This window comes from Streptomyces sp. NPDC052012, from assembly GCF_040689265.1.
Lineage (GTDB): Bacteria > Actinomycetota > Actinomycetes > Streptomycetales > Streptomycetaceae > Streptomyces.
This window is the reverse complement of record NZ_JBFAXA010000018.1, coordinates 119333-144086: the sequence shown is the minus strand read 5'-3', so window position 1 is coordinate 144086 and position 24754 is coordinate 119333. Positions and strand designations below refer to the sequence as shown.

Here is a 24754-nt window from a genome sequence, read left to right as displayed (position 1 = left end):
GGTGGCACGGCCCAGCATCAAGGACGTCGCACGGCACGCGGGAGTGTCGGAGAAGACGGTCTCCAACGTGATCAACGACTACGTGCATGTCTCCGACCGCACCCGGCGCGCGGTCCAGGAGGCGATCGAGCACCTCGGCTACCGGGTGAACCTGGCCGGCCGGCATCTGCGCAAGGGCCGCACCGGCATCATCGCGCTGGTCCTGCCCGAGCTGGACATCCCGTACTTCGCCGAGCTCGCCCGGCATGTCATCCGCGAGGCCGAGGAGCGCTCCCTGACCGTGCTGATCCACCAGACCGGCGCGGACCGCGACCACGAACTGGCGGCGCTCACCGGGTTCGGCTCCACCTTCGTCGACGGCGTCATCCTCAGCCCGCTCGCGCTGACCGCCGACGACCTCAGCGGCCGTCCGCGCGGCGCGCCGCCGACCGTGCTGCTCGGCGAGCTGCTGGAGGAGGGCGCGGACCACGTCGCCATCGACAACGAGAAGGCCGCTCGCGAGGCGACCGAGTACCTGATCGGCCTCGGACGCCGGACCATCCTCGCCGTCGGCGGTCGGGACGAGCCGCACCACGGCACGGCACGGGCGCGCACGCTCGGGTACCGCGCCGCCCTCGCCGAGGCGGGCATCGCCTTCGATCCGGCGCTGCTGCTGCCCGTGGCGTCCTTCCGGATGCCCGACGGCGCCGCGGCGGTGGCCCGCGCCCTCGGCGACGGCCTGCGCCCCGACGCGCTGCTGTGCCTCAACGACCAACTGGCGCTGGGCGCGTTGCGGACCCTGCACGAGCACGGGGTCCGGGTCCCGGAGGACGTCGCCGTCATCGGCTTCGACGACGTGGAGGGCGGACGGTTCAGCATCCCCACGTTGAGCACGGTGGCGCCCGACAAGGCGGCGGTCGCCAAGACGGCGGTGGAGCTGCTGCGACGCCGCATGGACGAGGCGTCGGGGGCGGCCGGGGCGGACGACGCCGCCGCGACCGCCGACCGGTCACCCAAGGACCTGCGGGTGCCGCACCGTCTCGTGCTGCGGGAGAGCACCGAGGGCCGCCCCGGCGCCGTCCGCTGATCAGAGACGCTGCGGGCACACCCGGCGCCCCGGCTCCGACGGCAGGCCCCGACGCTCGTCCTCGCTCAGGTCACGGCCGAGGACCGCACACAAGTGGCGTCTCCACAGCGCCGGGTCGAGCCGGAACACGTCCATGCCCCCTCCCTCCACCTGACGCAGTACGGTCCGGCCGTCCCCGGAGAGCGAGAAGAAGACCTGCTCCTGCGAGAAGTCGTAGGAGTCGAGGCGGTCGAGGTCGTCGAAGTGGATGAAGCGTACGGAGGTGCCGTTGGCGACGACGTAGCCGGTGTCGCCGACCGGCCGCAGCTGCGACTGGTCCCCTCTCAGAGCGGGCCCGAGCGGTCCGAGCACCCTGCGCGCCGTACCACCGGTCACCGACCAGCCTTCGTACAGACCGCCCATGGTCGCGACCAGCGCGTGCCGCCCGTCGCCCGTGAAGCCACCGGCGATGAAGTCGTCACCGAACCGGACACGAAGGGACCTGTTCTCCCTGCCGGTACGGCGGTCGACGGCGTGGACCGTCGGCCGACCCTGCACATGGACCAGCAGATGACCCGGCTCCGGATGGGCCCGGACGAAGAACCGCGGTGACGGCTGCTCGCTCAGGCCGAGTTCACGGGCATCGATGGTCTTCTCCAGCCGCAGCCCGTTGCGCGCGTTCCACTGTTCGATGCGGCTGCCGGAGACCGTCAGGAGCTCGTCGTCGTCGAGGAATCCGAAGAAGGGCGTGGCGTCCGTGCCCGGTTGTGCCGGTGGGGGCGGGGCGATCGTGATCTCGGCGACCCGGCGCAGCGACGGAAGGGACCGGATCACCACCTTGTCGCCCGTGACCAGGTCGGCCAGCAGTGTCTCGGAGTCGTTGACCTGCATCCGTGGCGGGGGTCCGGTCAGGGGCGCCTTCGACGCCTCCCGGGCCACCCGGCGCAGAACCCTGAGCCTGCCGCCGGTCGTCAACTCCCTGGTGTCCGCCAGGGTCAGGCGTTCTCCGTGATCGCCCTGGTGCGCGAGCATCCTGTCGCCGTCGTCGATCAGCACCGGAGGACCGACGACATCGAAGACGTCCGTGTGCATGGGCCGGGCGACCACCGCGCTCGCGTCCCACACCAGGGCGACCGGCGTGTCGCGGCTGCCGAGGAGGGGCAGGCCGGTCGCGTGCCCGAAGAAGGGGCCGGTCATCTCCTTCGGCGTCGCGTCTTCGCTCGTGCCCAGGAGGGTCCACCGGCTGCCCCCGTGATGGACGGCGATGAGGCTGCCGGTGCGGTCCACGGCCACGTGGCCGCACAGGAACTCGGAATCGGGCCGGTGGCGCACCAGCTCCCGCCCGTCCGCGACCCGTACGGCCCGGTACACGACGGGTTCGCCGCCCGAAGCGCCCCGGCAGACGGCCAGCACCCGTCCGTCGCCCGACAGCGCGCTCTGGGCCACCTCCGCCGACAGGGCCACGTCGCGTGCCAGGGTGCGAGCCCTGCCGGTGCCGAGGTCCACCGCGGCCACCGCGACGCTCGTCTCCCCGGGGTCCTGGAGCTGCGCCACCAGCGTGTCCCCGTCCGGCCCGAAGGACACCCCGTGGGCGTGCCGAGGCTGGGCGGGAAGCCTGCGGGCGCGGCCCCTGTCCAGGTCCCACAGCCACAGCCGTCCGTCGTCCGACACCGTGGCCACACGGCGGGCGTCGGGTGAGAAGCCGGCCGTGCCGGTGGGGGACACCTCGGTGTTCTCCACCCGCTCCGGATTGCGGAAACCCGCCGCCCGGACGGTCCTGCGCGGACCGAGCACCCGGCCCGCCGAGGGATCCACCTCGTGCCAGGACACCGTGTTCTGACGGGACGACAGGTAGGCGATGCGGCGCCCGTCCCGGCTCACCAGGGGGACGACGGCGTTCACCGCGAGCCGGAGATGAGTGCGCACCACCGCACCGGTGGGCCGGCGCACGAACAGGGTCGCGCGCCCTCGCTCCGTCGTCACCAGGGTCACCGCGCCGTCGCCGCTGGTCGCCACCCCGCGGATCTTGCCCTCCGCGCCGCTCAGCATCCAGGCAGCCTCCTTCAACGCCTCGTAGCGGCGCAGCAGCGCGCTACGGGCCTCATGAGTGGGCGAGGTGTCGTAGGCGGCGATCGCGGCCAGGGAGGCCAGACCGGGATCCCGCGTCGCCTGCTCGTCCGAGAGGACGGCCAGCGCACGGGACTTGGCCTGCGCGTCCCGCTCCTCGCTGATGTGCGACTGGTACACGAGGAAGGTGCCCAGTCCCGCGACGAGCGCCAGCACCAGGGCGACGGCCGTCCAGGCCGTCCTGGCCCGCGTCCGCGCCGCCCGCCGGCGCCGGCGGGCACGCGTCAGGAAGTCCCGTTCCGCGGCGGTGAGTTCGTCCTCCCGCTGCGCGAGCCGGCTCTCGAGCACGCCGAGCTGGACCGGGCCGGGCAGGAGGTCGGGGGACTGCTGCCCGCGGGTCCAGCGGTCGAGGTCGTGGGCCAGCTCCGCGCGGGCCGCGAGGAACTGACCGTCCTCGGCGATCCGGTCCCGCAGTCTGTCCCACACGGTGATCAGCGCCTCGTGAGCGAGCTCGGCGGACTCCGGTTCGCCCTGGTCCCCGTGCAGTACGAGCAGCCGCCGCTCGGCGAAGTCCCGGGCGAGCGCCCAGCGGACCTCGCCCGCCTCCTGCCGGGTGAGCCTGCGCCGCAGCGGCGTCTCACTGCCGGGAAGCACCCGCACCAGTCCGGTGAGCAGGGCCAGCGCCTCGGCCTCGGCCTCGGCCGCGCCCGGCCCGCCCACGCACTCCGCCCAGACCCGGTCGGCGTGCCGCCTGAGCGCACCCAGGACGCCGCCCATCTCCTCGTACGCCGTCGTGAGCAGCCGCCCACCGGCCCGCCGCTCCCACAAGGTCCGCAGGACGAAGCCCAGCAGCGGCAGCACGCCCGGTTCGCTCCCCGCGTCGTCCAGGAGGCGCCGGACGAGCCCCGGGTCGTAGTCCACCGAGGGAATCCGTGCGACCGGCTTGGTGATCACCTCCTCGAGCTGCGCACGGGACATCGGCGTGAGCGGAAGCGTCCTGCCGCCGCGCAGCGCCGGCCCCAACAGGGGATGCCTCAGCACGGCGTCCATGAAGTCGGCCCGCAGGGTGACCAGGACCCGTGGCCCCGGGCCGGGCCGCTGCGGGAACAGCAGCTCCACGGCCTCCGCCACCTCCGTCTCCGTGCGGTCCAGCAGGGCCTCGGCCTGGTCCAGCAGGACGAGCAGCCGGCCGCTCCGCCTGCCGCGCAGCCGGTGCAGGGTGTCGCCGAGTCCGTACGCGGCGAGCATGCGCTCGACCTCGTCGACGCCCCCGGCCCGCTGGGGGCCCCGGGGAGCGTCCCGGACGGCTTCCCACAGCTCGACGGCGAGCGCGGCACGCGGGGACGACACCTTTCCGGCGTCCACCACCAGGACCTCGTACCCGTCCCGCCGCATCCGCGGCAGCACACCGGCTCGCGCGAGGGAGGACTTGCCGCACCCCGACGGCCCGTACAGCGTGACGGACGCACAGGGGCCCGACAGGGCCGTGACCACCTCGTCGATGTCACCGGCGCGCCCGAAGTAGACGTCCTCGTCGTCCTCCTCGTACGTCACCAGACCGCGGAAGGGCGAGGGAGGATCGAGGACCGGGACGAGCCCCGGGAGCTCCCGCAGCACGGTCTCCGTGTGCAGGACGAAGGCCTGGGCATCCGGCCCGACCTGCGCCGCCACGACCAGGCCGACCACCGCGTCCAGCTCGTCGTCCCACACGGGACCGCCGCTGAACCCCTCCCGGACATGGGTGGTCTGCCCGTCCGCGCGGGACAGTTGCAGCCATCCCTCGCTCGTCCGCCCGCCGAGCCGTCCGCGGAACCAGATCTCGCTCGGCTCGCCGCCGGTGAACCCCACGGCCCGCGCCCGGTGGTTCCACAGGTCCTTCGGCCACGCCATGGGCAGCGGACGCGCCCCGCCCGGGGCCGGGCCCCGCAACCGCAGGACCGCGAGGTCCCCGGTGCGGTCGGCCCGGATCGGCACCCAGTGAACGACCTCGGCGACACCGGGGTCCTCACCACCGCCCGCTGTGGCCAGGGGGAACGCGACCCGCACCGTCGTGCCGACGGCCACGGCCTCGTCGCGCGGCCGGTCCAGGGCGTCCGCCACGACATGGGCGCACGTCAGCACCAGGTCCTCGGTGACGAGGCAGCCGGCGCCGCCCAGGAAGCCGTCCTCGCCGCTGATCCGCACCACGCCCGCGGCCGGCAGCTGGTCCGCGCCGAATTGCGGCGGCCGGGTCCCGTGCGCGGTGTCCTGTCCCGTCATCCGGCGCAGGCCGCCGACTGTGCGGGGACACCGGACGGGTCCTGCGCGTCCTCGCGCCTGTTCCAGGTCAGGGTCACGGAGAAGTTCGCGGCGGTCGCCGTGCTCGCGATGACGACATCCGCCGCCGCGGACAGGGACACCCCGAACTCCAGCGTGATCTCGTCCGGAGCGCTCGCCAGATCCCTGAACCGCCCCACGAAGCTCTCGGCCACCGGCCGCACGGTGTCCAGCATCTGCCCGAACGACCGCTCGGCCCGCGCCACGGAACGGCCCCCTCGGCCCACCCGGACCAGGGTCTCGTCCACTTCACGGATCTGCACCCGGACCGCTTCGCCGCTGCCGTCGCCCAGGGGCACTTCGACCGTGTGGACCGGCCGATCACTCATCACAACCTCCGATGTCGGGAGGTCAGGATCGTAGGGACGGGCAAGGGAGGCGGGAGCCGGTTCGGCGTCACGTCACTCCTGCGGGTGGAGTGCTCCGTAGCGCTCCGCCCGCCGGTGACACAGGTTGGCCCGGCGCGCGTCGCCGCCGTAGTGCGCCAGCACCTTCGGGTCCATCACCCGGCGCCACAGCGGGGTCACCCACGCCAGCACGATCATCGAGGCGTAGCCGGAGGGCAGTTGGGGGGCCTCGTCGAAGTGGCGCAGGGTCTGGTACCGGCGCAGCGGGTTCGCGTGGTGGTCGGAGTGCCGCTGCAGCTGGTACAGGAAGATGTTGCTGGTGGTGTTGTTGCTGTTCCAGCTGTGGCGCGGGGCGACCCGCTCGTACCGCCCGTCCGGTCGGCGCTCGCGCAACAGGCCGTAGTGCTCGAGGTAGTTGACCGTCTCCAGCAGCAGGATGCCGCATGCCGCCTGGACGAGCAGGTAGGGCAGGACCACCGGCCCGAGGACGGCGGCGAGCGTGGCGAACACCAGGGCGGTCAGTCCCCACGCGGTCAGCACGTCGTTGCGGTACGACCAGGTGCGGTGCCGGCGCCGGTCGAGACGGCGGGCCTCCAGGCGCCAGGCCGACCGGACGCTCCCCGCGACCGTCCGCGGCAGAAACGCCCACAGGCTCTCACCGAGCCGCGAACTGGCGGGGTCCTCGGGTGTCGCGACCCGGACGTGGTGTCCGTGGTTGTGCTCGACGTAGAAGTGGCCGTACGCGGACTGGGCCAGCGCGAGGCGGGCCAGACGGCGTTCCACGGTCTCCCGCTTGTGCCCGAGCTCGTGCGCCGTGTTGATGGCGACACCGGCGACGACGCCCACCGTCGCGGCGAGCCCCAGCGCGTCCGGCACGCTCATGCCCTCGGACCACAGCAGACACGCGTACAGCAGTCCGGCGTACTGCAGGGGCAGATACAGGTACGTGCACCAGCGGTAGTAGCGGTCCTCCTTCAGCAGCCCGATCGCCTCGTCCGGGGGATTCTCCTGGTCCGGGCCGATCAGCGTGTCGAGCAGCGGGATGATCACGAAGGCGAAGAACGGCCCCCACCACCACAGCACCTCCAGGCCGCTGACGGCGACCAGCGCCGCGGCCTGGAAGGGCAGCGTGGGGACGGCGAGGCCGAGCAGCCACGCGTAGCGCTTGCGGTCACGCCAGGGCGTGCCGGCGGGGGATGCGGGGGGCGACGGCGACGGTGCGGTCATCGGCTGTGCTCCTTGCGGGCGTTCGGAAGGATCCGGAAGACGCGGCAGAGAGTGGCACCGGCGACCGTCGCTGACAATCGGGGACGCTCTGTCAATGTTTTGATGCGCCGTCAGCTCACGGCGCGGACGGATCCGTCGCCCGTGCCAGCACTCCCAGGGCCGCCGCGGTGATGAGCTCGGCCGACTCGCGCAAGCTGTGCTCGGGCGGAGGCAGCACGATGTGCGAGAGGGTCAGCCGCACGACGACGTCGGCCGCCTGGTCCGTCCGTACGGTGTCGAACTGCCGGTAGTGGGTCTGGCACCACGACCGCACCAGGAGCCGTGCGCCCGCGACCACCGGTTCCGAGCGCGCCGTCAGATAGGGCAGCAGCGAGTCCGTGCCGGCGCGGGCCGCCTTCACCACCGAGGCGACGAGCACGTTCTCCCGGGCCTCCCGCAGCGCGTACAGGATCGCGGTGGTCAGCGCGTCGGGCGCGCTCGGGGCCGGCTGCCGCAGGGCCCGGTCCACGCCCCCGAGGAAGCGTTCCGCCTCACGCCGCACGAGCGCCTGGCTCAGCCCGCCGCGGCTGCCGAACTCCTTGTACACCGTGGGCCGTGACACCTCGGCGCGGGACGCCACCTGCGACAGGCTCACGGAGTCCCAGCCCCTCTCCGCCGCCATGGCGCGTGCCGCGTCCAGGACGTCGTCGCGCATCTTCCTCCGCCACGCCTCGCGGGGCGGCAGGGCGGCCGCGGGGCCGTCCGGGCTCTCGGCGAACGACGTGTCCTCCACGGTGTCTCTCCTTGAGTGCGTCGGCGGGCCCGAAGCCCTCGCGGTCCGGTCCTCACGGGGCGGGCAGGATGCAGATGATGCAGTGCCGAGAGCACTTTGACGAAGCGTCAGAACGTTGACGCGGAGTCACCCTGGGCGCGGCTCGACCGGCATGGCACGCTGACCGTCGGCGGATTCCCCGTGTGCACATCCGCCGGTTGATGACGCGCCCGTGCCGCCGTTGTCCGTCCCTCCCGCAGCGGCACGGGCGCGGTCCGTCGGTCGTCAGATCCTGCGGTCGGAGACGGCCGGGGGCCGGGAGGCCGGTTCACCCGTCTGCTCGCCCGGTGCCTGGGCCTGGCCCGTCGCTGTGCCGCCGAGCAAGTGCTGCTGCTGTGACCTCGCTGACCTCGCTGGGCTCTGCAACGGGCCGGCCCCCGGGGCATGCACACGCATGCACACGCAAGCACCAGGTGCCCCCGGGCCGGCCGGCACCTCCAGCGGGCGCTGACCAGCGCCTCACGCCTCACGGCCGTCACCCCGCGGCAGCCCGACCGGTCGCCGCGTGGATCCGGGACGCGCCCGGGTGACGCAGCCACGACATAAACGGGGGCGGGAGGAATCCCCGCAGCAGTCGCCGGTAAAGAGGGCGTAATGCTAGAAATAGGGCATGGTCGGTCCTTCTCGCCGGTCCCGGACGAGAGCGGTGCCGTTCGGTGAGGGGCGGGGCTTCGGCGGGTCCCGCCACTCGGGGGCGCGGCATTCCTCCGGACGCCGCTTGGCGCCGTCCCTGAGCGTCCGTACGCTCGCCACGCAGGTCTTCCTGCTCCAGGTCCTCATCATGGTGGTGCTCGTGGCGGTGGCGGTCGCCGCCCTGGTCGTCCAAGGGCGGTACGACGCGGAGCGGGGCGCCAGCAACCGTGCCCTGGCCGCGGCCGAGGCCTTCGCGAACGCGCCCGGCACGGCCGCAGCACTTCAGTCGCCGGATCCGACGGCACGGCTCCAGCCGGCGGCGGAGGCGGCCAGACGGGGGTCCGGCGTCGACTTCATCACCGTCCTGGACACGCAAGGCGTGCGGCTCACCGATCCGCAGCCCGAGCTGATCGGCACCGAGGCGGAGGGCGTGGGCCGGGCCGCGCGGGGCGAGACCTTCACCGAGACGTTCGAGGGCGAGCCCGCCGACGCCGTGCGCGCGGTGGTGCCCGTGCGGGACGACGACGGGCGCGTGGTCGGCATCGTCAGTGCCGGGATCCAGTTCAAGACTCTCGGGGAGGTGCTGAACCAGCAGGTCCCGATGGTGCTGGCCGCGGCCGCGGGCACGCTCGCGCTCGCCACCGGCGGTACTGCCCTGGTCGGCCGGCGGCTGCGCCGGCAGACGCACGGTCTGGGCCCGGCCGAGATGACCCGGATGTTCGAGCACCACGACGCCGTGCTGCACGCGGTGCGCGAGGGCGTGATGATCGTCGGCGGCGACGGACGCCTGAGTCTCGCCAACGACGAGGCGCGCCGGCTGCTGGACCTGTCGCAGGACGCCGACCAGCGGTCCGTCACGGAGCTGGGGCTCAGCCCTCGCCTGACCCGGTTGCTGATGTCGGGGGAGCCCGTCTCCGACGAGGTCCTCCCGGCCGGTGAGCGGCTGCTCGCGGTCAACACCCGGCGCACCGAGCCCTACGGCGGCGCGCCGGGCCTGGTCGCGACCTTCCGTGACACCACGGAGCTGCGGGCCCTGTCGGGCCAGGCCGAGGTGGCGCAGGGACGGCTGTCGCTCCTGTACGAGGCGGGCGTGCGCATCGGCACCACGCTGGACGTGCGACGTACAGCGGAGGAACTCGCCGAGGTCGCGGTCCCGCGCATGGCCGACTTCGCCACGGTGGAACTCCTCGACTCCGTCCTGGGCGGCGAGGAGCCCACCGGCGCCGTGCGACGGATGCGGCGCACGGCGCTGGGCGGGTCCCGGGCCGGGCAGCCGCTGCAGCCGGTGGGAGACCTGATCCAGTTCGTGGTGGCCGACACGCCGATGGCGGCGGCGCTGCACCGCGGGAAGGCCGTCCGGGTGGCGGACCTGAACAGCGCCCAGGACTGGCGCGCCCAGGACCCGGAGGGGGCCCGCCAGGCGCTGGAGTACGGCATCCACTCGCTGATCACCGTTCCCCTGCGCGCCCGGGGTGTCGTCCTGGGCATGGTCAACTTCTGGCGGGGCGCCGGCTCCCCGCCCTTCGAGGAGGAGGACGTCGCGGTCGCCGAGGAGCTGGTCGCGCGGGCCGCCGTGGCGATCGACAACGCCCGCCGTTACGCCCGCGAGCACACCATGGCCGTGACCCTGCAGCGCAGCCTGCTGCCCCGGGACGTCCCGGACCAGGACGCCCTGGAGATCGCCTGGCGCTATCTGCCCGCCGAGTCCGGCGTGGGCGGCGACTGGTTCGACGTCATCGCGCTGCCCGGCTTCCGGGTGGCCCTGGTGGTCGGCGACATCGTGGGGCACGGGCTGCACGCCGCGGTGACCATGGGCAGGCTGCGGACGGCGGTGCTGAACTTCTCCTCCCTGGACCTCTCCCCGGACGAACTGCTCGGCCACCTCGACGAAATGGTGAGCGTCCTCGACACACAGACGACGAACGCCCACGGCGACGGCGCCCCGGTCACCGGCGCCACCTGCCTGTACGCGATCTACGACCCGGTCGGCGGGCGCTGCACACTGTCCCGCGCCGGGCATGTCGCACCGGCCGTGGTGGACCCCGACGGCCACGTGACCTTCCCCGACCTCCCCCTGTCGCCACCCCTCGGGGTGGGCGGGCATCCCTTCGAGGCAGGCGAGCTGGAGCTGGCCGAGGGCAGCCGGCTCGTGCTGTTCACCGACGGACTGATCGAGGACCGGGGACGCGACATCGACGAGGGCCTCAGGATGCTCCGCTCGGCCGTCGCCGATCCGGACCAGACGCCGGAGGAGACCTGCCGTGCCGCCATGGAGAGGATGCTGCGCGGCCGCCCCAGCGACGACGTGGCACTGCTGGTCGCCCGGACCCGGCGGCTCGACCCGTCCCGGGTGGCGGTCTGGGACGTGCCGCTCGACGCGACGGCCGTGTCTCGGGTCCGTGCGGAGGTGAGCCGCCGGCTCGACGACTGGGGGCTGGAGGAGTCGTCCTTCACCGCGGAACTCATCCTCAGCGAGCTGCTCACCAACGCGATCCGCTACGGTGCCGCGCCCGTGCGCGTCAGGATGCTGCTGGGCCGCACCCTGGTCCTGGAGGTCTCGGACGGCAGCAACACCTCACCCCGTCTGCGCCGCGCGGCCGCCACCGACGAAGGAGGCCGCGGCCTGTATCTCGTGTCCCAGTTCGCGGACCGCTGGGGCACCCGTTACGCGGCGACGGGGAAGGTGATCTGGGCCGAACACGTACCGGGCCGCACCCCGGAACCGGACGCGACCGCGCTGATCGACGAACTGGCCTGGTGACAGCCCGGCTCGGCCGTGGAACGGCGCGGGTCCGTGGCCAACCGGCCACATCCCGGGGGGTGTTGTCCCTAGGATCGAAGGCATGATCACTGACGCATCGTCGGATGCCGGCCGTCCGTCCACCACGGACGAACCCCCGCTGTTCGCCACCATGTCCACCCTGCGCGCCATGCGCCGCCTGAAAGCCGATCCGGTTCCGGACGAGCTGCTGGAGCGGCTCATACAGGCGGCGGTGTGGGGCCCCAGCGGGGGCAATATGCAGCGCTACCAGTACGTCGTCGTCACCGACCGGGAGGTCATGGCCGAGCTGGCACCCCTGTGGCAGCGGTGCGTGGACTCCTACCTCGCGACCACCGGCAAGTACCCGCCGGAGGGCATGGACCCCGCCGCCTACGACCGCATGGTCGCCGCCATCCGACACCAGCGGGACAACTTCGCCGACACGCCCGCCCTGATCATCCCGTGCTACCAGTTCCCCCCGCCCCGGATCGAGGAAGAGGGGCTGCGCGCCTCGGCGGAGGCGCTCGGCGCCGAGGCGACGAACCGGATGGCGCAGACACAGGAACGGTTCATGGCGCTCGCGGAGGGGTCCTGCGTGTACCCCGGCGTGCAGAACATGCTGCTGGCCGCACGGGCCCTGGGGCTGGCCGCCAACCTCACCATCTGGCACCTGTTCCTGGAGGAGGAGTGGAAGAGGGTCCTCGGCATCCCCGAGGACATGCACACCTTCGCCGTGGTGCCCGTGGGGTGGCCGCTCGGTCGCTTCGGCCCCGTCCGTCGCCGTCCCGTGGAGGAGGTCATCCACCGCGACCGGTGGTGATGACTGACACGGGACACGACTGAGAGAACACGGCGGCGGTGCGCGCGGTGTCCGACGTCACTGCCCGCCGTCGCCGTCAGCCGGTGGACCTGGCCTCGTAGTCGACCCCGGGCAGTGTCTGTGCGGCTTGCGGAGTTGCGCCGGGGCGGGCTTGGCGGCGTAGATCTTGCGCGTGTGCTGCTCCGGGCGCGCGACGGTGTCGTGGCTGCCCCCCATGAACTGCGCCGGCAGCGTCCGGAACAAGCCGCCCTGTGATGTCGGCGCGACACTGATCAGCCCCCAGGAGGCGTAGTGCCGCACGAGGGACTCGTACTTCGACACGCCCTGGAGGAAACCGTGGCCGAAGGCGAGGCCCGGATGCGTGCCGGACGCTACCGGCATGGCCTTGGCACGGGCCCCTGACCTGCGCACGGGGCGACGCCGCGGCAATCTTCTGACGTGTCGTCACGTCGGCTGGGATGAGGGCGGGGCGGCGCAGTGCCCCGCCCTCGGTACACACCATCGCTCTCTTCTCGGTGCGCTCGAGCACCGTAGCGTAATCGATTCCGCATCGCGAGGCCGGTATAGGGATTCCGTGATGCCCTCCATGAATGCGCAGGTCACACGCCATTTCATCACCCTCCGTGAAGTCTCGGGCTGATTACGAAGCAAGGTTTGACGTCATTGATTTCCCTCGGGGTGTTGACTTCCGTTGGTTTCCGGTGTCTCGTGTGCCCACCGCTTCGACGGAGCGGATCCCGGTGCAAGGAGCAACCATGGCGATGCGTGATCGCATATCTCTGGTCAGACGCTGCGTGATCGGCGGAACGGTTCTGGCCCTCACGGCGCTGACCGCCTGCGGTGGAGGTGACAGCGGCGACCAGGCCGACGGCGGGACCGGGGCGTCCTGCCAGCCCGCCTCGGGCAAGGTCACGCTGGACTACTGGTCCTGGGTCCCCGGCATGCAGAAGGCCGTCGACGTGTGGAACGCGAAGAACCCCGACATCCAGGTCAGGCTGAAGACGACCCCCGCGGGCAACGCCGGCACCTACCAGAACATGTCCAACGCCCTGAAGGCCGGCAAGGCCCCGGACCTCGGTCAGGTCGAGTACGACTCCCTGGCGAGCTTCCGGCTCAAGGAGGGGCTGACGGACATCTCCTCCTGCCCCGGCGTCAAGGAGGCGGGCGACAAGTTCGTCGACTGGACCTGGTCGCAGGTGGAGTTCGGTGCCGGCGGCGAGGACGGCGTCTGGGCGGTGCCCCAGGACACCGGCCCCATGGCCCTGTTCTACCGCAAGGACATCTACGACGCGATGGGCATGAAAGCCCCCACCACCTGGGACGAGTACGCGCAGCAGGCTCGCGAGCTCAAGGAGAAGGGCAAGTTCATCACCCACTTCTCCCAGACCGACCCCAACTGGTTCACCGGCCTGCTGTGGCAGAACAAGGCCGCCATGTTCGAACGTGACGGCGACACATGGAAGGTCACCGTCGACCGGCCGGAGAGCCGCCAGGTCGCCGACTACTGGCAGAAGATGATCGACGACAAGCTCGTCGCCACCGACCTGCAGGGTTTCTCCCCGGCGCTGTACAAGGCCTGGAACGCCGGCGAGGTGGTCACCTGGGTCAGCGCCGCCTGGGGTTACAGCACCATCCGCGACAACGCCGAGTCGACGAACGGCAAGTGGGCGGTCGCTCCCATGCCGCAGTGGAACGAGGGCGACCAGCAGGCGGGCAACTGGGGCGGTTCCACCACCACGGTGATGGCAGGGACCGAACACCCCGCGGAGGCCGCACAGTTCGCCCTGTGGCTGAACACCGACCCCGAGGCACTGGAGATCCTCAACCGCGAGGGCGGACTGTACCCGGCGGCCGAGGCCGGCCTCGAACTGCCCGCCCTGAAGCAGCCGGTCGACTTCTACGGCAAGCAGAAGATCTTCGACGTCTTCGCCCGGGCCTCCGCGAACGTCGACACCGACTTCACCTGGGGGCCGACCATGACGGACACCTACCGCTTCCTCAGCGACGGCACCGCGAGCGCCATCGCCGGCAAGAGCACCCTCGGTGACGTGCTCGAGGACACCGGCGCGCAGAGCGTCGAGTCCCTGCGCAAGCAGTCACTCGACGTGGCCGAGTGACCGGTCCCTCCCCGGCCTCCCCGCCACCCTCGGGCGGCGGGGAACAGCACCTCGAAGGCTCCCCGTGACATCCACCATCGCCCCCGCCCCGGCCACCGGCACACCGGCCCCGGCGCGCCGCCGCCCGCGCCGGACCCTCGCCCCGTACGCCTTCCTGGCCCCCTTCCTCATCCCCTTCGTCCTGTTCACCCTCGTCCCCGTCGGCTACGCCTTCTGGCAGAGTCTGCACAAGACGGAACGCACCGGCGGCACCTTCGGCCGCACCGAGACGGTCTTCGCCGGGTTCGAGCAGTACGGGCGGGTGCTGAAGGAGGACTACTTCGCCGAGAGCCTGCTGCGCGTCCTCGGCTTCGCCCTCGTGCAGATCCCCGTGATGCTGCTGCTGGCCCTGGTCCTCGCCCTGCTGCTGGACTCCGCGGTCGCACGCGCCAAGCGGTTCTTCCGGCTCGTCTACTTCGTGCCGTACGGCATTCCCGGCGTCGTCGCCGCCCTGATGTGGGCGTTCCTGTACGACCCGCGGCTGTCGCCCGTGGTGGACCTGCTGAGATCGGCCGGCGTGCACGTCGACCTGCTCGGCCCGGACGCGATCCTGTGGTCCATCGCCAACGTCGTCACCTGGACGTACACCGGCTACAACATGCTCATCATCTACGCCGCCCTGCAGGCCGTACCGTCGGACATCGGCGAGGCGGCCCGGATGGACGGCGCGAGCGGCTGGACCATCGCCCTGCGCATCAAGATCCCGATCATCCGTCCGGCCCTCGTCCTCACCGGTGTCTTCTCCATCATCGGCACCTTCCAGCTGTTCACCGAGCCGCAGGTCTTCCGCTCCATCTCCACCAGCGTCACCAGCACCTACACCCCGAACATCGCCGCGTACTCACTCGCCTCCGGCGACAGCTACAGCGAGGCCGCCGCCCTCTCGGTCGTTCTCGCGCTCGTCACGTTCGTCCTGTCGTTCGCGTTCCTGCGCTTCACCTCCAGGAGGCAGGGATGAGCTTCCTCACCCGCACCGAGGGCGCCCACGCCCCCTCCGCCACCACGAGCCGGCGGCCGCGCACCGGCCTGTCCACCGTCGTCGCCGTGACTTTCATGACCGCGGTCGCCTGTTACATGCTGCTGCCGGTCTACTGGCTGCTCGTGTCGTCCACCAAGAGCCAGGGCGACCTGGTCACCACGCCCGGATTCCGCACCGCCGACTGGCACTTCGGCGACAACCTGTCCTCGCTCCTCGCCCAGCAGGACGGTGTCTACGCCCGCTGGCTGCTCAACAGCCTGCTGTATGCGGGAGCCGGTGCGGCGGTCGCCACCCTGCTGGCCGCGGCGGCCGGGTACGCGCTCGCCAAGTACACCTTCCGCGGGCGGGAGGCGGTCTTCTCCGTCGTCCTCGGCGGCGTCCTCGTGCCGGCCACGGCGCTCGCCCTGCCGCTGTTCCTGATGTTCGCCGAACTCGACGCCACCAACACCTTCTGGTCGGTGTTCCTGCCCAGCGTCGTCAGCCCGTTCGGCGTGTACCTTTCGCGCATCTTCGCCGCCGCGTCCGTCCCGGACGAGGTGATGGAGGCCGCCCGCGTGGACGGCGCGAGCGAGTTCCGCATCTTCCGCACCATCGCGCTGCGCCTGATGGCACCCGCCCTGGTGACCGTCTTCCTGTTCCAGTTCGTCGTCATCTGGAACAACTTCTTGCTGCCCCTGATCATGCTTCAGGACGAGAAGCTCTACCCCGTCACCCTCGGCCTGTTCACCTGGCAGTCGCAGACCAGCCGGCTGCCCGAACTGCAGACCCTCACCATCGTCGGCGCCCTGGTCTCGGTCGTGCCGATCGTGCTCACCTTCCTCCTCCTGCAGCGCTACTGGCGCGCCGGACTCGCCGCTGGAGCCGTGAAATCGTGAACCGCCCCCTCGCCGAAGTGACCCGCCGGCTCGGCGGGATCGCCTACGGCGGCGACTACAACCCGGAGCAGTGGCCGCGCGAGGTCTGGCGCGAGGACGTCCGCCTGATGCGCGAGGCGGGCGTCAACCTCGTCACCGTCGGCGTCTTCTCCTGGTCCCGCATCCAGCCCCGGCCCGGCACGTACGACTGGAGCCTGCACGATGAGGTCCTGGACCTGCTGCACGCGCACGGCATCGCCGTCGACCTCGCCACCCCCACCGCCGCACCACCACCGTGGTTCACCCGCCGGCACCCCGAGGCCCGGCCGGTCACCGCCTCCGGCACCCGCCTCGCCCACGGCAGCCGGCAGGTCTTCTGCCCCAGCAGCCCCGCCTACGCACAGGCGGCGGACGAACTCGTCACAGAACTCGCGACCCGCTACGGCGGCCACCCCGCCCTCGCCCTGTGGCACGTCCACAACGAGTGGGGCAACCACAACGCCCTGTGCTACTGCGACACCAGCGCGGACGCCTTCCGGACCTGGCTGCAGGAGCGGTACAAGACCCTCGACGCCCTCAACGACGCCTGGGGCACCGACTTCTGGAGCCAGCGCTACGGCGACTGGGACGAGATCGACCCACCCCGGGACACCACCGCCTTCCGCAACCCGGGACAGGAGCTCGACTACCGCCGCTTCTCCTCGGACGCCCTGCTCACCCGGCACATCGCCGAGACGGCCCTGCTGCGCCGGATCACCCCCGACGTGCCGGTCACCACCAACGTCATGGGCACGCTGGAGAAGAAGGTCGACGGCTACGCCTTCGCGGCGGAGTGCGACCTGGTCTCCGTCGACCACTACCTGCCGGCCGCCGACCCGGACGGCCACATCGACCTGGCGCTCAACGCCGACCTCGCCCGCGGCATGGCGAGGGGCCGCCCCTGGGTGCTCATGGAGCACTCGACCTCCGCCGTCAACTGGCAGCCCGTCAACGTGGCCAAGCGCCCCGGCGAGACCCGGCGCAACAGCCTGACCCACCTCGCCCGCGGCGCGGACGGGCTGATGTTCTTCCAGTGGCGGCAGTCCCGGGCCGGCGCCGAGAAGTGGCACTCCGCGATGCTGCCGCACGCCGGAACCGACGGCCGAGTCTGGAAGGAGGTCAGCGCGCTGGGCGCGGAGCTGGCCCGCCTGAAGGACGTCACCGGCAGCCGCGTGCGCGCCGAGGTGGCCGTGCTGTTCGACTGGCACAACTGGTGGGCCCTGGAACTGCAGGCCCGGCCCTCGGACCAGTTCCGCTACCTGGACGTGGTCCGCGACTGGTACGAGGCGCTGTGGTCCATGAACATCACCTGCGACCTCCTGCCCCCCGGCGCCGACCTGACCCCCTACCGGGCGGTCGTCGCCCCCAATCTGTACCTGCTGTCCGACGACGACGCCGACAACCTCACCCGGTACGTCCACCAGGGAGGCCGGCTCGCCGTCGGCTGCTTCAGCGGGGTCGTCGACGACTCGGACCGGGTGCGGCCGGGCGGTCACCCGGGAGCCCTGCGGGACGTGCTCGGACTCGTCGTGGACGAGTTCCTGCCTCTGCGGCCGGGCGAGCGGGCCCGGCTCTCCGACGGAACGCACGTCGAGCAGTGGGCGGAACGTGTCGAACCCCGGGGGTGCACCACGGTGGTGCACTACGCTGACGGGGCCGACGGCGGGCCCGCCCGCGGCGGCCCGGCGGTCACCCGGCACGGCTTCGGCCGCGGCACCGCCTGGTACACGGCCGGACGGCTGCCCGTAACCGCGCTGCGCGACGTGCTCCGCGCGGTGTGCGAGCAGGCGCGGGTCACCCCTGTCGTCGAGGGACCGCCCGGACTCGAGGCGGTACGCCGGGTGGGACGGCGGCACTCCTACCTGTTCCTGGTCAATCACACGGAGGAAACCGTCAGCGTGCCCGTCGCCGGCCAGGCCCTCGCCGGGGGCGGACTCACCGACGGGCGGGCCGCGGTGCCGCCCGGGGGAGTGGTCGTCGTCCGCGAGGACCACGTCCCCGCCTCGACCTGACCCGTCTGCGAGAACCCCATGAGGAACGGTCACATGACGACCACGCCCGCCCGTCCGGCCTCGTCGTCCACCGGCGCGCCACGCCGCGTGGAGATGGACGAGGACAGCGGCACCGTGCTGCTGCGCACCGCCCGCAGCGCCTACGTCTTCCGGGTCGACCGGGCCGGGGGCACGGTGCGGCACGTCCACTGGGGCGCCCCGGTGCCGCTCGCCGACGCGGCGGCCCTGCCGCTGTGGAGCGATCACGACAACAGCTTCGCCGGCCGCTGGGACGGCACCGAGGAGTACCCGGCCGACGGCGGGGCCCGCTTCGGTGTGCCCGCCTTCGAGGTGCGGCTCGCCGACGGCAGCAGCCCCGTCGAAGCGACCGTCCAGGACGTCGTCCTGCTCGAACACGACCATGTGGTCGTCCTCCTGCGGGACCGCACCCGGCCGCTGGCCTGGCACCTGCACTACCGCGTCCCGCCGGACGGCGACGTGGTGGAGCGCTGGACCGAGTTCGTGCACACGGGCACGCCGGAGGACGGCGACGTCCTGCTGGTCAGCTACGCCTCCGCCCACTGGCCGCTGCCGCAGCGGCCGGACTGGCGGATCAGCTCCGTGCACGGGGGCTGGTCCGCCGAAGGCAGCCTCCAGCGGGCGCAGTTGCCGGTCGGCGAGACGGTGCTGGGCAGCAGACGCGGCCACACGGGACACCACGCCAACCCCTGGGTGGCCCTCGATCCCGCAGACGCCGGTGAGGAGCACGGGGAGGTGTGGCTCGTCGCCCTCGCCGCGAGCGGGAGCTGGCACATCACCGCGCAGCGCACGGCCGCCGGCCGGACCGGCGTCCTGGCGAACGAGGGGCACGAGGCTGCCGAGCTGCGCCTCGCGCCCGGTGGGCGGCACCGCACAGCGGTCAGTCTGGCGCTGTACACCAGGGGCGGCTTCGGGGGTGCGAGCCGGGCCTTCCACCGCCACCTCCGCGCGCACGTCCTGCCCCACCCGCAGGAGCTGCGGCCCGTGCTGTACAACTCGTGGGAGGCCACGTCGTTCGAAGTGAGCGAGGAGAACCAGATCGCCCTCGCCCGCCGTGCCGCCTCCGTCGGTGCCGAGCTGTTCGTGCTCGACGACGGCTGGTTCCGCGGCCGTGACGACGACCGGTCGGGACTCGGTGACTGGACGCCGCATCCCGGGCGGTTCCCGCGGGGCCTGCGTCCGCTCGCCGACGAGGTGCACCGCCTGGGAATGGCGTTCGGTCTGTGGGTGGAGCCGGAGATGGTCAACGCCGACAGCGACTTGTACCGGGCCCACCCGGACTGGGTCCTGCATGCCCCCGGCCGCACCGCCACCGAACTGCGGCGCCAGTTGGTGCTGGACTTCTCCCGGCCGGAGGTGACCGACTGGGCGCTGGGACAGCTGCGCCGGCTGGTGACCGAGAACACGGTCGACTTCCTCAAGTGGGACTTCAACCGCTCGTTCACCGAGGCGGGCACGCGCGCGGGCGGGCCCGACGCCCGGCGGGCGCACGTCGATCACGCCCGGGGGCTGTACCGGGTGCTGGACCAGTTGCGGGCGGAGTTCCCGGACCTGCGCATCGAGGCGTGCGCGGGCGGGGGCGGACGCGTCGACCCGGGCATCCTGGGCCGCACCGACCAGGTGTGGACGTCCGACAACACCGACGCCGTGGACCGCTTGCGCATCCAGCACGGTTTCAGCGGGCTGTACCCGGCGGGCGTGATGTCGGCGTGGGTGACCGACAGCCCCAATCCGCTGACCGGTCGGGCGGTGCCGCTGCGGTTCCGTTTCCACAGCGCCATGGCCGGGGTGCTCGGCCTCGGCGGGGATCTGACACGCTGGACGGAGGCGGAACTCGCTGAGGCCGCGGACCTGATCGGGGTGTACAAGGACATCCGTCCCGTGGTGCAGCGGGGAGAGCAGTACCGCCTCCTGGCGCCCGGCTCCGGGCCGTTGACGGCGGTGCAGTACGCCGACGGGGACCGGGCCGTCGTCCTGGTCTGGCGGCCCAGTACCGCGTTCGGCCCCGCGGAGCCGCCCTTGCGCCTGCGCGGACTGGACGCGGCGGCCCGCTACCGCGACGAGGACACCGGACGCGAGTGGTCGGGAGCGACGTTGATGGGCTTCGGCCTGCCGCTGCCCGCGCTGCCGCCGGGCGACTGGGCGAGCGCCCTGGTCCGGCTGCGCCGTGTCGTGAGCTGACGGGACGGACGTCCAGCGGCCCCGGCGCGTCGCCGGGCGGCCGTCGCGGACGGTGCGTCGTGCCGCCGTCGGGACAGCGGCTGCGGCGGGCCGGCCCACGGCTCACTCCCGTGCGTCGCCCGCAGCCGGGAGTGCCGCGAGCGGTCCCGTGGCGTCGGCCGAGCCCGGCGCGGAGAGCGCTTTCTCGGTCTTGCCGCACGTGAAGTAGGGTGGCCGTCGAAGGGAGCGTGTGTGGTGCGAGAGCGGGTCACCATGGCCGATGTCGCCCGTGCGGCAGGGGTGTCGTCCGCCACGGTCTCCTACGTGCTCTCCGGCAAGCGACCGGTGGCGCCCGAGACCCGGGCCGTGGTGGAAGCCGCGATCGAGGAGCTGTCGTTCACCGTCAATGTCACGGCGCGCAGCCTGCGGACCGGCCGGTCGAGCCTGGTGGCGCTGATCGTGCCGGACATCGCGAACCCCTTCTTCGCCCAGCTCGCGGCGACCCTTCAGGAGGAACTGCGCGGCCTCGGGCTGCATGTCGTCGTCTGCAACACCCGCGCCCGCCGCGACGAGGAGAAGGCCCTGCTGGCCGAGGCGGTCCAGCAGCGATTCGCGGGCGTCATCATCACGCCGTTCCGGCTCAAGCCGCGTGACTTCCAGCCGGTCGTCGACGCCGGTATGCCCGTGGTCGTCAGCGCTGACGTCTCCTTCGGGCCGATGGATCTCGTGACCCCCGACGCCCGTGTGGCGACCCGGCGTGCGCTGGAGCAGGTGGCCGGGGCGGGGCGGCGGCGCATCGCCATGATCGCGGGCCCGCGGGACGCCACGGGCGGGGATCCCCGGCTGGAGCAACTCAGAGCGCTGGCCCTCCAGTTCGGTATGTCGCTGCCGCACGAACTGGTGGTCAGGGGTGAGCACACACGGGAAGCGGGTGCGGCCGGATTCGGCGACCTCATGAGCCGCCGCTACCGTCCCGACGCGGTCTTCTGCGGCAACGACGTGATCGCCGTCGGCGCCATGGACAAGGCCCACGAACTCGGCATCGACATACCCGGCGACGTCGCCCTCATCGGCCATGACGACGCCTCCTTCGCGTCCTTGGTCCGCCCTCGGCTGACGACCATCCGGTATCCGGCGGCCGATGTCGGCCGGGCCGCTGCCCGGCTGCTCACCGAACGCCTGAACGGCCGGCGGAAGGTGCACAAGACGGTGCACGTCAAGGCCGAGTTCGTGGCCCGCGCCTCGGTGTGAGGCCGCACCGCCCGTCAGACGTCGCTGTATGGCCCCAGCCCTCGGCGTGGAGTGGGCGACTCTGGTGGGCACGGGGCTCGGGGCCGTCAACGAGCTGCTGGATCGCCGCAACCTCTACGCGGACTGTCCGACGAGATGGCATCGGCGACCGAGGCGTCGTATGTCTCGCTGCGGGAGATCCGCGAGGTGTTCGCCGCCGGCTCCACGGTCCCGTCGCCGGACTACCAGGCAGCCAGGCAGGCGCCCGAGGACACGACCGGAGCGGCCCGCGCCGTTCTCCGTCGTGATCTCGGCACGCTGGACCTCTGACCTGCTGCGACCGACGCTGTTGAAACGAGACGGTTCGTCTTGCTATGGTGTCGGCATGGCTTTCCTCTTCTTCGTCTGATTCCGGGCACGGCCGATGCCGCCGTCTCTGCCGCCCGTAGACCCTTCGCATGCCCGGGGAAAGCCATATGCGCGACCGCGCTCGTACCACCACCCTGCCCACCGTCGCCCCCACCGCCGTGGCGCAGCTGTCCGTCAGGGACGTCACCAAGTCCTACGGCACCCGCACCGTCCTCGACCAGGTCGGCTTCACCGTCCGGCCGGGCGAGAAGGCCGCCGTCATCGGCGAGAACGGATCCGGCAAGTCCACCCTGCTGCGGCTGCTCGCCGGGATCGAGCTGCCGGACACCGGGGAGATCACCGTCAGCTTCCCCGGCGGCACCGGCCATCTCGCCCAGACCCTCGACCTCGACGCCTCCTGCACCGTGCAGGACGCCGTCGACCTCGCCCTGTCCGACCTGCGGGACATGGAAAGCAGGCTCCGTGCGGCCGAGCAGTGCCTTGCCGACGCCTCGGACGACGAACTCGCCGCCTACGGCGACCTGCTGACCGCGTACCAGGAACGCGGCGGGTACGAGGCCGACGCCCGGGTGGACGCCGCGATGCACGGGCTCGGGCTCGCCCGGATCACCCGTGACCGCCCGCTCGGCACGCTGTCCGGCGGCGAGCAGTCGCGGCTCGCGCTCGCCTGTGTCCTGGCCGCCGCCCCCGAACTGCTGCTGCTGGACGAGCCGACGAACCACCTCGACGCGGCGGCCGTGCGCTGGCTGGAGGAGCACCTGCGCGCCCACCGCGGCACCGTCGTCGCCGTCACCCACGACCGGGGCTTCCTGGAGCGCATCGCCACCACCGTCCTCGAGGTCGACCGGGACGAGCGCACGGTGCGCCGGTACGGCGACGGCTGGGCCGGCTACCGCGCCGCGAAGTCCGCCGCCCGGCGCGGCGCCGAACAGCGGTACGCGGACTGGGTCGAGGAGGTCGCCCGCACGGAGGAACTGCTCGAGGCCGCGGCCAGGCGGCTCGCCACCACCGGCCGCGATCCGAAGCAGGGATTCGGCAAGCACCGCCGCTCCAGCGAGGCGAAGCTCGGCGGGCAGGTGCGCGCCGCCCGCGAGCGCCTGGCCCAGCTGCGGCGCAACCCGGTGGCCGAGCCACCTGCACCCCTCCGCTTCACCGCGGGGCTGCCGGCGGCGGGCGTCCCGGCCGAGGGCCCGCTCGCCGAGCTCGACGGCGTACGCGTCGGCGAACGCCTGCGTCTGGACGGGCTCCTGACGATCGCGCCCGGACAGCGGCTCCTCGTCACCGGCGAGAACGGCGCGGGCAAGACGACGCTGCTGCGTGTCCTGGCGGGCGACCTCGAACCGGACGCGGGCACGGCACACCGCCCCGCCCGGACCGGCTACCTCGCACAGGAGCTGCCCGCGCACACCACGCGGCTCCCGCTGCTCGCCGCGTTCGCCGCCGGGCGTCCCGGAGCGCCGGACGAGTACGCGGAACAGCTCCTGTCCCTGGGCCTGTTCCGCGAGGAGGACCTGCACGTCCCGGTGGCCGCCCTGTCCGCGGGACAGCAGCGGCGGCTGCAGATCGCCCGCCTGGTGACCCGGCCCGCGGACCTCCTCGTCCTCGACGAGCCGACGAACCACATCGCGCTCGACCTGGTCGAGGACCTGCAGGCCGCGCTCGCGGCGTACCCGGGCGCGGTGGTCGCGGTCTCGCACGACCGCGCCTTCCGCGCACACTTCGGGGGAGAGCAACTGGAACTGCGGGCCGGCCGCAGGCACTGAGCCCGAAGGGCCCTGCTGCCGGGGCGCGGATCAGGTCGCCCGTGCCTCCGGACCGGTGCTCCCGCGCACCACCAGCCGGTGCGGGATCGTCAGATCCGAGGCGGGCACGTCATTGTCCGGACTGTAGATGCGGTCCGCCAGGCACTGCAGGGCCCGCTGGGCGATCTGGCGTTTGTCGGGGGAGACCGTGGTCAGCGGCGGATGGCTGAACCGGCCGTCCTCGATGTCGTCGAACCCGACGATCGCCAGCTCCTGCGGCACGCGTACGCCCCGGGCGTGGGCCATGTGCAGGGCGCCCAGCGCCAGTTCGTCGGTGAAGGCGAACACCGCGTCCGGGGCGGCGTCCCCGTCGAGCAGTTCGGCCATGGCCCGCGCGCCGTCCTCCCGGTGCAGCGCGTCCACCGTCCGCTCCCACCGTGGCTCGGGCGTGAGGCCCGCACGGCGCAGCGCCCTGCGGTAGCCCTCGGCGCGCTGCTCGGCCGTGCCGTTGTGGAGATGCGGTTGCAGGCCGATGGCGGCGACGCGACGGCGTCCCAGCGACAGCAGGTGGGTGGTCGCCTCGTCCGCCGCGGCGACGTTGTCCACCGCCACGCGGTCCGCCCGGCCCTGGGGGCTGCGCTCACCGAGCAGCACGACGGGCAGCGGGCGCGCGATGTCCGCCACCTCCTGGGCCTCCAGCGCCCAGGGGCTGATGATCAGGCCGTCCATCACCCGGCCGCCGTCGCCTTTGAGCAGCCGCCGTTCCGCCTCGGCGTCCCCGTGCGTCTGGTCGATGATCACCGTCCAGGACCGGCGTCCCGCCTCGTCCACCAGGAGCCCGGCGAGCTCGCTGAAGTAGGGCGAGTGCAGCTCCGGGATGGCGAGCCCGATGATGCCGGTCCGGCCGGCCCGCAGGCTGCGTGCGGCGAGGTTCGGGCGGTATCCCAGCTCGTCGATGGCCTCCTGGACCCGCCTGCGGGTCTCCTCGGAGACGCGGGCGGTCCCGTTCACCACGTTCGACACGGTGCGCGCCGAGACCCCGGCGCGGGCGGCTACGTCTTTAAGGCTGCTGCTCACCCGCACATCGTGGCATGCCGTGCCACCCCGACCAAGATCGCTCCAGAAACAAGCCAGAGGGTATTGCCACGTTGAATTCAACGATGCAACA

Annotated in this window: 17 protein-coding genes; 11 read left to right on the top strand and 6 right to left on the bottom strand. The window is 72.4% G+C overall.

The window, feature by feature from the left end; genetic code table 11:
• Position 1 precedes the first annotated feature (1 nt).
• Positions 2-1066 carry a LacI family DNA-binding transcriptional regulator gene (locus tag AB0412_RS25675; RefSeq protein WP_366404922.1) on the top strand — a complete coding sequence of 355 codons (1065 nt, stop codon included), beginning with the start codon at positions 2-4 and terminating at the stop codon, positions 1064-1066.
• On the opposite strand, the gene AB0412_RS25670 is transcribed toward AB0412_RS25675, so the two are convergent.
• From AB0412_RS25670 to AB0412_RS25655, 4 genes are all read right to left on the bottom strand, one after another.
• Complete coding sequence (locus AB0412_RS25670) at positions 1067-5371, bottom strand: trypsin-like peptidase domain-containing protein (protein ID WP_366404921.1); 4305 nt, start codon at positions 5369-5371, stop codon at positions 1067-1069.
• Positions 5368-5757, bottom strand: coding sequence for a CU044_2847 family protein (locus AB0412_RS25665; protein ID WP_366404920.1), 390 nt, complete (start codon positions 5755-5757; stop codon positions 5368-5370). The genes AB0412_RS25670 and AB0412_RS25665 overlap by 4 nt, the downstream gene beginning before the upstream one ends.
• A gap of 72 nt (positions 5758-5829) precedes the next feature.
• Positions 5830-7002, bottom strand: coding sequence for an alkane 1-monooxygenase (locus AB0412_RS25660; RefSeq protein ID WP_366404919.1), 1173 nt, complete (start codon positions 7000-7002; stop codon positions 5830-5832).
• A 115-nt stretch (positions 7003-7117) separates the two neighbouring features.
• Positions 7118-7774 (bottom strand): TetR family transcriptional regulator, encoded by a 657-nt coding sequence (locus AB0412_RS25655; RefSeq protein ID WP_366404918.1) that lies wholly within the window; start codon positions 7772-7774, stop codon positions 7118-7120.
• An 820-nt stretch (positions 7775-8594) separates the two neighbouring features.
• On the opposite strand from AB0412_RS25655, the gene AB0412_RS25650 reads away from it, so the two are divergent.
• Both AB0412_RS25650 and AB0412_RS25645 read left to right on the top strand, forming a co-directional pair.
• The gene (locus AB0412_RS25650; RefSeq protein ID WP_366404941.1) at positions 8595-11207 is read left to right on the top strand and encodes a SpoIIE family protein phosphatase; all 2613 of its coding nucleotides are present in this window, start codon (positions 8595-8597) and stop codon (positions 11205-11207) included.
• 82 nt (positions 11208-11289) lie between these two features.
• Positions 11290-12027 carry a nitroreductase family protein gene (locus AB0412_RS25645; RefSeq protein WP_366404917.1) on the top strand — a complete coding sequence of 246 codons (738 nt, stop codon included), beginning with the start codon at positions 11290-11292 and terminating at the stop codon, positions 12025-12027.
• 57 nt (positions 12028-12084) lie between these two features.
• Here the strand turns inward: AB0412_RS25645 and AB0412_RS25640 are convergent, their stop codons facing one another.
• Positions 12085-12408, bottom strand: coding sequence for a hypothetical protein (locus AB0412_RS25640; RefSeq protein WP_366404916.1), 324 nt, complete (start codon positions 12406-12408; stop codon positions 12085-12087).
• 374 nt (positions 12409-12782) lie between these two features.
• On the opposite strand from AB0412_RS25640, the gene AB0412_RS25635 reads away from it, so the two are divergent.
• From AB0412_RS25635 to abc-f, 8 genes are all read left to right on the top strand, one after another.
• Entirely contained in the window at positions 12783-14144 is a 1362-nt protein-coding gene (locus tag AB0412_RS25635; RefSeq protein WP_366404915.1) for a sugar ABC transporter substrate-binding protein, read from the top strand.
• Between the two features lie 154 nt (positions 14145-14298).
• Complete coding sequence (locus AB0412_RS25630) at positions 14299-15141, top strand: sugar ABC transporter permease (protein ID WP_366404940.1); 843 nt, start codon at positions 14299-14301, stop codon at positions 15139-15141.
• Positions 15138-16037 carry a carbohydrate ABC transporter permease gene (locus AB0412_RS25625; protein ID WP_366404914.1) on the top strand — a complete coding sequence of 300 codons (900 nt, stop codon included), beginning with the start codon at positions 15138-15140 and terminating at the stop codon, positions 16035-16037. Before AB0412_RS25630 ends, AB0412_RS25625 begins: the two co-directional genes overlap by 4 nt.
• A complete protein-coding gene (locus tag AB0412_RS25620) occupies positions 16034-18067 on the top strand; it encodes a beta-galactosidase (RefSeq protein WP_366404913.1) in 2034 nt (677 codons plus the stop codon). The genes AB0412_RS25625 and AB0412_RS25620 overlap by 4 nt, the downstream gene beginning before the upstream one ends.
• A 33-nt stretch (positions 18068-18100) precedes the next feature.
• Positions 18101-20266 carry an alpha-galactosidase gene (locus AB0412_RS25615; protein ID WP_366404912.1) on the top strand — a complete coding sequence of 722 codons (2166 nt, stop codon included), beginning with the start codon at positions 18101-18103 and terminating at the stop codon, positions 20264-20266.
• A gap of 234 nt (positions 20267-20500) precedes the next feature.
• Entirely contained in the window at positions 20501-21496 is a 996-nt protein-coding gene (locus AB0412_RS25610) for a LacI family DNA-binding transcriptional regulator (RefSeq protein WP_366404911.1), read from the top strand.
• Positions 21497-21631: 135 nt separating this feature from the next.
• Complete coding sequence (locus AB0412_RS25605) at positions 21632-21805, top strand: hypothetical protein (RefSeq protein WP_366404910.1); 174 nt, start codon at positions 21632-21634, stop codon at positions 21803-21805.
• Between the two features lie 146 nt (positions 21806-21951).
• Positions 21952-23607 carry a ribosomal protection-like ABC-F family protein gene (gene abc-f / locus AB0412_RS25600; protein ID WP_366404909.1) on the top strand — a complete coding sequence of 552 codons (1656 nt, stop codon included), beginning with the start codon at positions 21952-21954 and terminating at the stop codon, positions 23605-23607.
• Positions 23608-23637: 30 nt separating this feature from the next.
• Here abc-f and AB0412_RS25595 read toward each other — a convergent pair whose 3' ends face one another.
• Positions 23638-24663: a LacI family DNA-binding transcriptional regulator gene (locus AB0412_RS25595; RefSeq protein ID WP_366404908.1), complete on the bottom strand. Its 1026-nt coding sequence runs from the start codon at positions 24661-24663 to the stop codon at positions 23638-23640.
• Positions 24664-24754 lie beyond the last annotated feature (91 nt).

Coding starts and splice junctions, on each gene's coding strand:
- AB0412_RS25660 (WP_366404919.1), bottom strand. CDS start 7,002: ATGACCGCACCGTCGCCGTCGCCCCCCGCATCCCCCGCCGGCACGCCC.
- AB0412_RS25625 (WP_366404914.1), top strand. CDS start 15,138: ATGAGCTTCCTCACCCGCACCGAGGGCGCCCACGCCCCCTCCGCCACC.
- AB0412_RS25605 (WP_366404910.1), top strand. CDS start 21,632: ATGGCATCGGCGACCGAGGCGTCGTATGTCTCGCTGCGGGAGATCCGC.
- AB0412_RS25645 (WP_366404917.1), top strand. CDS start 11,290: ATGATCACTGACGCATCGTCGGATGCCGGCCGTCCGTCCACCACGGAC.
- AB0412_RS25670 (WP_366404921.1), bottom strand. CDS start 5,371: ATGACGGGACAGGACACCGCGCACGGGACCCGGCCGCCGCAATTCGGC.
- AB0412_RS25635 (WP_366404915.1), top strand. CDS start 12,783: ATGGCGATGCGTGATCGCATATCTCTGGTCAGACGCTGCGTGATCGGC.
- abc-f (WP_366404909.1), top strand. CDS start 21,952: ATGCGCGACCGCGCTCGTACCACCACCCTGCCCACCGTCGCCCCCACC.
- AB0412_RS25665 (WP_366404920.1), bottom strand. CDS start 5,757: ATGAGTGATCGGCCGGTCCACACGGTCGAAGTGCCCCTGGGCGACGGC.
- AB0412_RS25650 (WP_366404941.1), top strand. CDS start 8,595: ATGGTGGTGCTCGTGGCGGTGGCGGTCGCCGCCCTGGTCGTCCAAGGG.
- AB0412_RS25640 (WP_366404916.1), bottom strand. CDS start 12,408: ATGCCGGTAGCGTCCGGCACGCATCCGGGCCTCGCCTTCGGCCACGGT.
- AB0412_RS25615 (WP_366404912.1), top strand. CDS start 18,101: ATGACGACCACGCCCGCCCGTCCGGCCTCGTCGTCCACCGGCGCGCCA.